The 11942-nt window shown below is 61.6% G+C and carries 8 protein-coding genes; 1 reads left to right on the forward strand and 7 read right to left on the reverse strand.

Annotation, left to right across the window (positions count from 1 at the left end):
- Positions 1-44: 44 nt before the first annotated feature.
- From BLV41_RS14230 to BLV41_RS14250, 5 genes are all read right to left on the reverse strand, one after another.
- Positions 45-1457 carry an amino acid permease gene (locus BLV41_RS14230; protein ID WP_074712222.1) on the reverse strand — a complete coding sequence of 471 codons (1413 nt, stop codon included), beginning with the start codon at positions 1455-1457 and terminating at the stop codon, positions 45-47.
- Between the two features lie 256 nt (positions 1458-1713).
- Positions 1714-3177 (reverse strand): rhamnulokinase, encoded by a 1464-nt coding sequence (locus BLV41_RS14235; protein WP_074712223.1) that lies wholly within the window; start codon positions 3175-3177, stop codon positions 1714-1716.
- Complete coding sequence (locus BLV41_RS14240; protein ID WP_074712224.1) at positions 3174-5255, reverse strand: bifunctional rhamnulose-1-phosphate aldolase/short-chain dehydrogenase; 2082 nt, start codon at positions 5253-5255, stop codon at positions 3174-3176. The genes BLV41_RS14235 and BLV41_RS14240 overlap by 4 nt, the downstream gene beginning before the upstream one ends.
- A 3-nt stretch (positions 5256-5258) precedes the next feature.
- The gene (gene rhaI / locus BLV41_RS14245; RefSeq protein ID WP_074712225.1) at positions 5259-6425 is read right to left on the reverse strand and encodes an L-rhamnose isomerase; all 1167 of its coding nucleotides are present in this window, start codon (positions 6423-6425) and stop codon (positions 5259-5261) included.
- Positions 6422-6781 (reverse strand): L-rhamnose mutarotase, encoded by a 360-nt coding sequence (locus tag BLV41_RS14250; RefSeq protein WP_058945669.1) that lies wholly within the window; start codon positions 6779-6781, stop codon positions 6422-6424. The genes rhaI and BLV41_RS14250 overlap by 4 nt, the downstream gene beginning before the upstream one ends.
- A gap of 124 nt (positions 6782-6905) precedes the next feature.
- On the opposite strand from BLV41_RS14250, the gene BLV41_RS14255 reads away from it, so the two are divergent.
- Positions 6906-7913, forward strand: coding sequence for a LacI family DNA-binding transcriptional regulator (locus BLV41_RS14255; RefSeq protein ID WP_074712226.1), 1008 nt, complete (start codon positions 6906-6908; stop codon positions 7911-7913).
- Positions 7914-7942: 29 nt separating this feature from the next.
- On the opposite strand, the gene BLV41_RS14260 is transcribed toward BLV41_RS14255, so the two are convergent.
- Both BLV41_RS14260 and BLV41_RS14265 read right to left on the reverse strand, forming a co-directional pair.
- Positions 7943-10042 (reverse strand): hypothetical protein, encoded by a 2100-nt coding sequence (locus BLV41_RS14260; RefSeq protein WP_074712227.1) that lies wholly within the window; start codon positions 10040-10042, stop codon positions 7943-7945.
- 44 nt (positions 10043-10086) lie between these two features.
- Positions 10087-11382 (reverse strand): ABC transporter substrate-binding protein, encoded by a 1296-nt coding sequence (locus tag BLV41_RS14265; RefSeq protein ID WP_074712228.1) that lies wholly within the window; start codon positions 11380-11382, stop codon positions 10087-10089.
- Positions 11383-11942: the final 560 nt, after the last annotated feature.

Consider the following 11942-nt stretch of genomic DNA (forward strand, 5'->3'; position numbering starts at 1 on the left):
AGGTTTCCCTTGCCGACAGTGCCGGCGGGGAGGGCCAGTTGTCATCAGGGGCGGACTTCAACGTCCTCGAGGAGTTCATCCCCCAGCTCGTCGGAGGCAGCCGGGTTGGCACCCTTGTTGCGGTAGCGGAACACACCGATGGCCACGACCACGGCCGCCAGCCCCACCGACAACAGCAATGCCTCCCGGGTTTGGGGAACAATCACCATGCCGATGAGCAAGGCCGTGATAGCCACGATGGAAAGCCAGGTCAGGTACGGGAAGAGCCACATCTTCAAGGCGAGATCCTTCGCCTCGGCGCCCATCCGGCGTCGCAAGATCAGTTGGGAAAGCGCAATCACCAGCCAGACGAACAACGCGATGGCGCCGGAGGTGTTGACCATGAACAGGAATACCTTGTCCGGTGACAGGTAGTTCAGGCCCACGGTCACGAAACCCACCACGGTGGAGGCCAGGACGGCACTCACCGGGACGCCGCGCTTGGAGATCTTGCGCCAAGACTTGGGGGCATCGCCGCGTGTGGACAGGGAAAACAGCATGCGGCTGGCCGTGTACAGGCCAGAATTCAGGCAGGAGAGCACGGAGGTCAGGACCACAACGTCCATGATGGTGCCGGCGCCGGGGATTCCGAACAGCTCAATCACGGCGACGTAGGGGCTCTTGGCCACCGAGGCATCATTCCACGGCAGCAGGGTCACAACAATGGCGACGGAGCCAATGTAGAACACAAGGATGCGCCACACTGTGGATTTCACGGCCTTCTTCACAGCGTCTACGGGGTTCTCGGACTCACCGGCCGCGATCGTGGCAATCTCAGCACCAAAGAAGGAGAACACCACTACCAGGACACCTGCCAGCACGGCTCCCGGACCGCTCGGGAAGAATCCGCCGTTGCCTGTGAGATTTGAAAGGCCGGGAGCGTCCACGCCCGGCAAGAATCCGAGGATCGCAACAATGCCCAGTAGGAGGAAAACGATGATCGCGGCGACCTTGACGGAGGCGAACCAAAATTCAAATTCACCGTAAGACTTTACGGAGGCCACATTAGTCAATGTGAGGAGCACCATCAGGATCAATGCCCATTGCCACTGGTCGACGCCTGGCACCCAACGGTGCATGATGGCCGCTCCGGCCGTGGCTTCAACACCGAGGACAATGATCCAGAACCAGGCGTACAGCCATCCGATGCTGAATCCGGCCCACCGCCCAAGAGCCTTGTCCGCGTAGGTGGAGAAGGACCCGGTTTCAGGATGCGCGGCTGCCATTTCGCCCAGCATCCGCATCACCAAGATCACCACAAGGCCGGCCGCCGCATACGCAACCAAAATGCCGGGACCGGCCTGCTGGATAGCAGCGCCGGATCCTACAAAGAGTCCGGCGCCGATTACTCCGGCAATGGCAATCATGGACAGGTGGCGGGGTTTGAGGGTCTTCGACAATTGCTGCTCTGACTGCATTGGTAAAACTTCCTCTTGGGGTTCCCCTGTGCGGCAGCAAGGCCGCGGGATTCCGTGAGTTGGATCACGGGGGACGCCCCAGCCTAAAACGGGCCTTGCCTCTGCCCGTTGTCCATAGTCCCAAAATGACGTGCAGGAATCTGGGCAGGTGCACTAAAAGTGCCCTTCGAGCTGCGGTTTGTTGACCGTGAGGCAACGATCCGTGCGCAATCGTGCCCCTCTGCCAATCTGCCGTGCGGCGCGGACCGCTGCCCCGCTAGATAATCGCCCTGTCCCGAGGTCCGTACGTGATGTTGGAACCGCTGGCCGCAACAATGGCACGCAAGTTCTCCAAAGTCCCCGCCGCCACCCCTGCCGCCCGTGCCTGGATGAGGACATTTCCCAGCGCAGTGGCTTCCACCGGACCGGCCACCACGGGCAACCCCGTGGAATCGGCCGTCAGCTGGCACAGCAGCTCGTTTTGCGATCCGCCGCCAACAATGTGGATCACGTCCACGCGCTTGCCGGAGAGCTCCGCAGCCGTAGCAAGCGTTTTGGCGTAGGCTGCGGCGAGGCTATCGAGAATACAACGCACGACGGCGGCTGGCTGGGTTCCCAGCTCACCTCCCGCCGCCTGCACCGCTGCATGGATGCGGGCGGGCATGTTTCCCGGGGCGATGAACTCGTCGGAATCCACGTCGATCAGTGGGCCTCCCGCAGGCTCGGCGGCGGCTGCCGCCAAGATCTCGGGCAAGGACAGCGCCGGTGCCTGTGAACCCGGCGCCTCGGCGTCGGAGGCGTCTTGTCCCCAGGTGCGCATCGATTCGCTGAGGAGCCACAGCCCGCCGACGTTGCGCAGGTACCGGATGGTGCCGTCCACGCCGCGTTCGTTCGTGAAATTCGCCAGTCGGCTTGCCTCGGACAGGACCGGTGAGTCAAGCTCCACACCCACCAGCGACCACGTACCGGAGGAGATGTACGCGAAATTCGTGGTGGCTGCAGGAACGGCAGCCACGGCAGAGGCGGTGTCGTGGCTGCCCACGGCAACCACCGGGGTGGTCCGGGGCAAACCGGTCCGGGCCGCAATGTCCGGAAGCAAAACGCCGATGGTTTCGCCGGGCTCGATCAATGGCGGAAACAAGTCCACGGACAAGCCGAGCGCCGCCATGAATTCGGTGGCCCACTCCTGTGCCACGGCATCGTAAAGTCCTGTGGTGGAGGCGTTCGTTGACTCGGTTCGACGCTGGCCTGTCAGCAGGTGGGCCAGCAGGTCCGGGATCAACAACGCTTGTTTGCCGGCCAGATCCTGTTCGGTGGCTAGCTGGAAGATGGTGTTGAACGGCAGGTGTTGGAGCCCGGTGGTCTCATACAGCCTGGCGGCGGCGATGAGTTCGTGAACGCCAGCCACGGCGGTGGAACCCCTGCCGTCCCGGTAGCTAAACACCGGTCCGGCGAGGGCGCCGTCGGCAGCAACAAGGCCGTAGTCAACAGCCCAGGTGTCGATGCCAATGCTTTCAATCCTCGAGCCCTCCAACTTCGCATGCTCCGCGGCTGCCTTGAGCCCCGCGAGAACCTCCGCGAAAAGTGCTTCGAAGTCCCAGTGAAGAGAACCGTCAACGGCCGCGACGCCATTGGGAAAACGGTGCACCACCTGCAGATCTGCGATGCCCTCGGCGAGGCTGCCGACAATGACGCGGCCCGAAGACGCACCGATGTCGACGGCGGCAAACAAGGCTGTCATCGCAGAAAGGCTGCGGCTACGCCGGCGTCCACGGGGATGTGCAGGCCCGTGGTGTGGGACAGTTCGGCAGAGGTCAGCACGGCGGCGGCGTTGGCCACGTTCTCGGGCAGCACCTCGCGCTTGAGCAGGGTTCGCTGTGCGTAGTATTCACCCAGGTTTTCCTCGTCCACACCATAGACGGCTGCGCGCTTGGCGCCCCAGCCGCCGGCAAAGATGCCCGAGCCGCGGACAACGCCGTCGGGGTTGATGCCGTTGACACGGACGCCGTATTCGCCCAGTTCGGCAGCGAGCAGGCGCACCTGGTGGGCCTGGTCGGCCTTGGTGGCCGAGTAGGCGATGTTGTTGGGACCGGCAAACACGGAGTTTTTGGAGGAAATGTAGATGATGTCCCCGCCCATGTCCTGCTCGATCAGCACCTTCGCGGCCGCCTTGGAGACCAGGAAGGAGCCCTTGGCCATGACGTTGTGCTGCAGGTCCCAGTCCTTTTCACTCGTTTCCAGCAACGGCTTGGAGATGGACAGCCCGGCGTTGTTGACCACCAGATCCAGCCCGCCAAAGGCCAGCACGGCAGCATCCACTGCGCTTTGAACGGCGGCTTCATCCGTGACATCGGCCTTGATGCCGATGGCCACATCCGGGCCGCCCAACTCCAGCGCAACAGCCTGGGCGGCTTCAAGGTTCAGGTCCGCAATGACGATGCAGGCACCTTCCGCGGCAAGACGGGTGGCAATGGCTTTTCCAATGCCCGACGCCGCGCCCGTAACCAGTGCGATGCGGGTGGCATGCGATTTCGGCTTGGGCAGGCGCGCCAGCTTGGCCTCCTCCAAAGCCCAGTATTCAATCCGGAACTTCTCCGCCTCGTCAATGGGCGCATAGGTGGAGAGAGATTCGGCTCCCCGCATGACGTTGATGGCATTGAGGTAGAACTCGCCCGCCACGCGTGCCGTCTGCTTGTTGGCTCCGTAGGAGAACATGCCGACGCCGGGGATCAAGACAATGGCCGGATCCGCGCCACGCATCGCGGGAGAATCCGCAACGGCGTGGCGGTCGTAGTAGGCCGCATAGTCCGTGCGGTATTCGGCGTGAAGTTCCTTCAGCCGTGCGATCGAGTCTTCTATCGAAGCATCCGCAGGAAGGTCAAGGATCAACGGTTTGACCTTGGTGCGCAGGAAATGGTCCGGGCAGCTGGTTCCCAACGCGCCCAGGCGCGGGTGCTCGGCCGACGCCAAAAATTCAAGCACGGCGGAATCGTCACTGAAGTGACCCACTGCGGACTTGTCCGTGGAGGCCAGGCCGCGGATGGTCGGAGCCAGGGCGGCTGCCTTGGCCTTTCGCTCGGCGTCGGACAAGGCAGCGTAGCCGGGCAGCTCCGCTCCGAAGGCGTTCGGGCGGCCATGGGCGTTGATATACGCCTCGGCCGCCTCAATGATCCACAGGGAGTTGGCTTCGGCTTCCTCACTTGTATCTCCCCAAGCAGTGATGCCGTGACCGCCCAAGATGGTGCCGATGGCCTCGGGATTGCTCTCCTTGACGGCCGCAATATCCAGACCCAGCTGGAAACCGGGGCGGCGCCACGGAACCCACGCAACTTTGTCACCAAAGATTGTGGCGGTCAGCGCTTCGCCGTCGGCCGCGGTTGCAATAGCAATACCGGAATCCGGGTGCAGGTGGTCCACGTGCGCCGCATCGACCAGGCCGTGCATGGCCGTGTCGATCGAGGGAGCCGCACCACCCTTGCCAAACAGGCAGTAATCAAACGCGGCGACCATTTCATCTTCACGCTCAACACCCGGGTAGGTGTTGACCATGGCGCGCATACGGTCCAGGCGCAGAACGGCCAGGCCGGAGTCCTTCAGCGTGCCCAGGTCCCCGCCGGAGCCCTTGACCCACAGCAGCTCCACGGGTTTGCCCGTCACAGGGTCCGTCGCGGCGCCCTTGGCGGAGGTGTTGCCACCGGCGTAGTTTGTATTGCGCTTGTCGGCGCCCAGACGGTTGGAGCGTGAGATCAAGGCGGCCACGGTGTCGGTGCCCTGAGCCGCGGCGGCCGGAGCCGGCGTCGTACTTGTTGCGTTAGTCATTTCTTATGCTCCCCATCCGGCCTGGGTTCCGCCCACGCGTTCGTCATTGATTTTCTTCTGGTAACCGCTGGCGGCAAAGGCGGCCAGCGGATCGCCAGGCAGGCCGCGGGATTCGCGCCACTGCGCCAACGCCGGACGGACGTCGGTGTAGAAAGCGTCGGAGAAGATCGCGTTGGCACCAAGCACATCGCCTTCGTTCTGCGCTTCGGCGAGTGCCACCCGATCCACGAGAAGGGCTCGCGCCGTCATTTCCTGCACGTTCAACACGGAGCGGATCTGGCCGGGAATCTTCTCTTCCAGGTTGTGGCACTGGTCAAGCATGAGCGCAACGCCGGAATCGGGTCCCAGTCCGTCGCCACGGATAACTTCGTACATGATCCGGAACAGCTGGTAGGGATCGGCCGCACCCACAATGAGGTCGTCATCGGCGTAGAAACGCGAGTTGAAGTCGAAGGAGCCAAGCTTGCCCAGACGCAGGAGCTGCGCCACGATGAATTCGATGTTGGTTCCGGGAGCGTGGTGGCCGGTATCTAGGCAGACCAGGGCTTTATCGCCCAGGGCCAGCGTGTGAGCGTAGGAAGTGCCCCAGTCAGGAACATCGGTGTGGTAGAAAGCCGGCTCGAAGAACTTGTATTCAAGGACCAGGCGTTGGTCCTTGCCCAGGCGGGCGTAAATCTCCTGCAGCGACTGCGCCAAGCGGTCCTGGCGTCCGCGCATGTCTCCTTGGCCCGGGTAATTGGTGCCGTCGGCAAGCCAGATCTTTAGATCGCGTGAGCCGGTGGCGTCCATGACGTCAATGCACTCGAAGTGGTGGTCAATGGCCTGACGGCGAACCTTCGCATCGAGGTGGGTCAGCGAGCCGAATTTGTAAACATCATCCTGGAAAGTATTGGAATTGACGGTTCCCAGGGCTACGCCGAGGTCAGCCGCATAGGCGTTCAGCGCTGCATAGTCGTCCACCTTGTCCCATGGGATGTGAAGCGCGACGGCGGGAGCCAAGCCAGTGAGCTTGTGCACCTGCGCGGCGTCGGCGATCTTTTCCTCGATGGTTCGCGGGGTTCCCGGGGTGCCAAAAACTTTGAAGCGGGTACCGGAGTTGCCGTAAGCCCACGAAGGGACCTCAATGGCCAACTTGTCGAGGCCATTGAGCGCCATTGCCATGTCCGTCATTTGTTCATTCCTTCTGCTTCGTTGCCGGCCGCTGCCAGCTGCTCGTCAAGATTGAAAACTTCTTCCATCACCATGAATCCCTCATCCGGATTGCTGTCCGACGCCGGAAAGAGACGAGCCATTTCGGCTTGCCACTTGGCGTTGACCTCAGTTAGGGCCATACGTGCGCGGGCGGCGTCCAGGTCGTCGCATTCAACGAACCCAATCAAGAGTCCGTCCGCACCGAGGTGAAGTGTGTAATCGTTCCAGCCCGCTTGTTTGAGTGCTCGCAGCATCTCCGGCCAGACGGCGGCATGAGCCGCCTTGTACGCGGCAAGATGCTGCATATCCACCGCGGAACGAAAACAAACACGCATGGCACTCCCGATTTCTTGAAACGATTCATTAGTACGATTCAAAGTACACTTGCAATCAAAGTGATGTCAACCACGGTCCTGCGGTAGGGCACTATCCACAGGGCGCGGAAATGGAGCAGGACCAATGCGGGCAGCAAGCATCAAAGACGTGGCAACTCACGCAAGCGTGGCTGTGGGCACCGTATCCAACGTCTTGAACTACCCGGACAGGGTTTCCGAGAAAACACGAACCCGGGTCTTGGATTCCATCAATGAACTCGGCTTTGTCCGCAACGATGTTGCCCGGCAACTTCGCGCAGGCCACAGCCGCACCATCGGCCTCATCGTGCTGGACATTGGCAACCCCTTCTTCACCTCCATTTCCAGGGCGGCCGAGGACGCGGCAGCGGAAAGTGGCAACGCCGTCGTCCTGGGAAACAGCGGCCACGACGCCACCCGCGAACGGCACTACATAGATCTATTTGAAGAACAGCGCGTCCAGGGAGTGCTTATCTCCCCCGTATCCGACATTGCCGAGCGCCTCGCCACACTAACGGCGCGCGGCACAAAGGTGGTCCTCGTGGACAGCACCTCCGATTCCGGTCAATTCAGCTCGGTCTCTGTGGACGACGTCTCAGGCGGCTACCTGGCCACCAAGCACCTCTTGGATATCGGTCGGCGCAGGATCGCCTTCGTGGCCGGCCCGCAGCAGTTCCACCAGGTGTCCGACCGCCTCGCTGGCGCACGGCGTGCCGTCGCGGAAGTTCCCGAAGCAACCCTGGAAGTCTTGCAGGCCAGCGACCTCACCGTCTTGGCAGGGCGCGAAGTGGGTGATGTGCTCGTGGAACGTAAGAGCACTTTATTGCCCGACGGGCTTTTTTGCGCCAACGATCTGCTCGCCTTGGGAGTGATCCAATCACTGACCATGCTCCACAGCCTGCGCATCCCGGAGGACGTAGCGCTGGTGGGCTACGACGACATCGACTTTGCCGTCTCGGCCGTCGTTCCCCTGACATCCATTCGACAGCCAACTGCGCTGATAGGCAGAACCGCCATCGAACTCCTGGCCGAACAGCTGGAAAACCCCGATGCCAAGCCGCGTTCGGTGGTCTTTGAACCCGAACTAGTAATTCGCGCCAGCACCGGAGGCTAAACAAACGCCCCGCCTGAGTCCCACTTTGACTACGGCAGGGGGAGAATGTCCTCGGCAACAACTGTCCACGTGCCGTCGCGGGGGAAGCCAGGAACGGCTGGCCCGCCGTCATGGCCGGCGGCCATGAGCGCGACGGCTGCGAGCAGGCCGCCATTGCCAGGGAGGTAGAACGGGAGGGCGTCGGTTTGGAAATTATGACCATTCGCCAGATAGGTGTTCTTCCCGCGTTCCATCATTAGCGCGTCCACAGCGTCGTTCGGACGGTTCAGGCGCGCGGCCGTCATGGCAATCATCGGATAGTCCCAGCCCCAAGTACTTTCCCAATCCCATCCCGACAGCACATCCTCGAGCGTCGCATCCATGATTGCCGGGTCAATAACCGGCGTCTGAGGCACAACGCCAAAACCGGCAAGCATCGAGGGATGGTCCGTTCGGATGGTGAAGGGCGGCACCGAAATCGCACTGTAGACCCCGTCCACGGAATGTGGCTTGACCATGTCGCGGGACGTTTCGCTCCACCCTGGTTCCTCAGCCAGGCCCATCCGGCGGCGCCACAGCTGCGCGGTCTCCAGCGCCCAACTCCAATAGGCAAGCTCAAACGTGGGATTCTCAACGTGCCCACGCATGTAACCGTAGGATTCCTGAGCAGGCACCAATGGCGGCGCCAGTTCCACCCCATTTTCCGTGCGGAGACCAAAACTAGCCATGAAAGCCGCAGTTTCGAAGACGAGGCTCGAATACTTCTCCAGCACCGCCGCCCCTGCTGCATTGTTCGGCCCGTGCTGCTGCGTACCGCGCCAAACGAGTTCGGCCAGGTAGATCGGGTGGGGCTGCTGCCAGATGAGAAACGGTCCAATATCGCTCGGGCTTTCGCGTCCATCTTGGGCTACCTGCTTGGGCCAGCGCACACCTGCGAAACCCTGGCTAGCGGCTGTTTCCCGCGCACGGTCCAGGATGGAGAAATACCAGTCGAGGCTGCCGGTCAGCAGATGCGCGCGGTTCCACAGGGGAAAATGCGCGCCGTGCCACCAATGCATTTCCAGATGGAACCGGCCCCGCCAAGAGTTAATGGCAAGTCCAGTCTCTTGAGGCGGCGCAGATCCGCTGCAGTTAACGGCCATCAGGTACTGAGACAGGACAACGCGTCGTTCAAGTTCGCCGGCCCTCGGATCGGAGCTCCCGGAAAATTCGATCATCCCGCCATTAAGCCAATGAGCTTGCCAATGACCGGCCGCCGCCTTCCTGATTCTCGTATACGTTGCCACTGCCTCGTTCCGGCTCCCGCAAGCCGGGGCGAACGCAACACAAAAGGTGAGCTCGTCAGCGGTTCCGGCTAAAAGGAATTCATGGGGCCCCTGCCTCGTGAGTGTTCCGTGAGGGGCCATGATCTTGGCTGTGAATCGGCCGTCGTCCAGAAACCGCCGGATTTCCCATCCACCCGGCACCGGGTTGACTTCGGAAGTGTGCCGATCCGGCTGGTTCCAGTCGGCAGCATTTCCCCAGGCCTCACTGCCATAAGGGAAGGAGAAGCGGACTGCGGGGGGACGTGCCGCGGTGCTCCGGATGGAAACGGCAAGCACGTCCGCGCCAGGGTCCACCACGGTCTGCACCTGGAAGTCCGCGCCCGCCACGGTGAAGTTGCTGGTTAGCAGCCCCTGCCACAGGTCCAGGGTTTGGTCAATGCCTGTGATGTCCTCGGCAGTGATATTCTCCAACCCGGTCGATTCCGGGGCCAGAGCCACAGCGCCCAGCATGAGCCGGTGCGGATTGTTGCGCAGCCACGTCTCGTCGGGGGATCCGCCGTCCCGTGATGTGGTGCTGGTTTTCCCCGCCAGATCCACATAGGGTACCGGGCCTCGGGGGCTTGGATAGTTGCGAACGGACACAGCAAGAGGCGGCTCCACAGCTACGGGTGAGCTATGCCAGCCCCACGTTGCTTGGGTTCCCAGCAGTGAACCGGTTGGTTCCCCATACCTCCCGGGCGCCGGGTAGGCGTCCGGGATCGTTTGCAGACCGGTGACGTCTGCGGTGAAAGCAAAGTTTCCGTTTCCGACGGTCAGGGGTGAGCGCGGATCCACAGCATTGAATGTGACGTTGTGGCGCCGAACGAGGGCTTTCCTATCAATCATGAACTATTCCTTTGCGGGTAACCACAGAATCCGGGCCGGCCGCCCTAGAGGATTGCGTCGGCACTTTCCTGCATCCATTGTTTTGCCGCTTCGGCAGGGCTGGCCTTACCGAACAGGACGTCTGTATTGATGCGCGCGGTAATTTCAGACACTGCGGTGGAGCCTGTGGGTCCAATGAATGTGGGTGCGAACTTCGTTTTTCCCACGATGTCCAGGTAGGCGACCTCCGATTGGCCGCTGGCACTAAGATCGTTCGAAATGGCGGTCCGCACGGCCCCATTGCTTGGCACGCCACGATCTGTCAGAAGCAGCCTCGCGGCGTATTCACTGTTGACCATGAAGTCGATCAGTTTTGCTGCCGCCTCAGCCTTCTCACTCTGGGCCGAGATGGCGTAATACTGTGAGGACTGCAGCCAAATGCCTGGTGTTGGTGTTTCTCCGGGGAGTCTCCTGAGTTCCAAATCCACGCCTACGGCGGAGCTGAGCGCCCGCAACGAATTGCTCCACGTCAGCATCATGCCAGCCTTGCCGGTGCCCATCAGGCTTTGCTCAACGCTGATGCTCGACTGTTCCACCAATTCCGTAGCACTTGGCGATGCCTTGGACGCCGCCAGATTCAACGAGAACGCAAAGTAATCTTCGACCGTCGGGGCCGTAAGTCCGAGCTGTCCGTCCTCGGTGTAGAGTGCCTCTCCACGCTGCCGGGCGAATGCATCCAATGAATCGTGGGTCAGCACCGAGGCGGAACCAAAGGTGCCTGCGGGGCTCTGCGTTGTGATGGATGCAGAAGTGGTGCGGAAGTCCTCCCAAGTCCAGCTTGTGTCGTCGGGAACGTCCACACCTGCGGCCTTGAATACGCTCGGATTGATCACCATGGCTAGCGCATTGGCCCCGGTGGACACCCCGTACTGCACGCCCTTGACCTGACCATTAGACACTGCAGAGGGGTCCAGTCGGGACAGGTCCAAGGCACTGTCAACGGTTGCCAAATCCAGCAATGCGCCGCGGTTGGCGTATTCTGCCGGGTAAGCACCACCGAGAGTAAAAACGTCGGGGGCGTCCTTGGCAGCCACACTGGTGGCCAGCTTGTCGAAGTATCCGTTGAAATCACCGGGTTCCCCCTTGACCTTGATCTTGGGATTTGCTGCCTCAAATAAGGCAATGGCCTTTTGGGTGGCGGCGGCTCGTTCCGCATTGCCCCACCAGGCAAAGCGCAGGGTCACTTCTGTGTTGGGGTCCGAGGGTGCGTCCCCGGGGCTGCATGCGGTAGCAAACAGGCCTAGGGCTGCAGCCCCCATGACGGCTTGGCTAAATTGGCGGCGGTTGATGTTGATCGACATTGATCCCTGGCTTCCAAGAGAACGGCAGAATAAAAAGATGGGAAAGCGCTTTCGCAGTGAAACGTATCAATCATTTGTGAGCCCGTCAATAGCTTTTGTTGCCACTGCCCACAAATATGACGGCCGGCCGCCGTACGTAGTGAGACTTGGACCCGGAGGTTGTCCCGACCTCCAGAAACGGGCAGTAACGTCACCTTAAAGTTCAACCCTTGACCCCATCCGAATAACTTTGATACGTTTCATTGACTGGTGACGGCGCTCACGGTGCCGCCCGTGCTTGGCTCTTCAATTGCTGTCAGGAACCTCACCTCCCTCGGGGTGGCGGGGGTCCACTCACGCACCGATTTCAGGGACCGAATGAGGCACGTCAGCGCAAGGCAGCCTGGCACCCAGCCAGCCCTGTCGCAACATTTGCGGCTCGTCCACGCACCGCATTGACGGGCACCCGCGCCTTGGATGCGCTTCCTCCGCCCAAATCCTTTGACCCGCAATTCCCGGGGTGGCCGCGTCCGGTCATGCATGAAATGCGTTATCACTCCCCTACGGGCGAATCGCCCAGA

Origin of the sequence: Arthrobacter alpinus, assembly GCF_900105965.1 — a bacterium.
Lineage (GTDB): Bacteria > Actinomycetota > Actinomycetes > Actinomycetales > Micrococcaceae > Specibacter > Specibacter alpinus.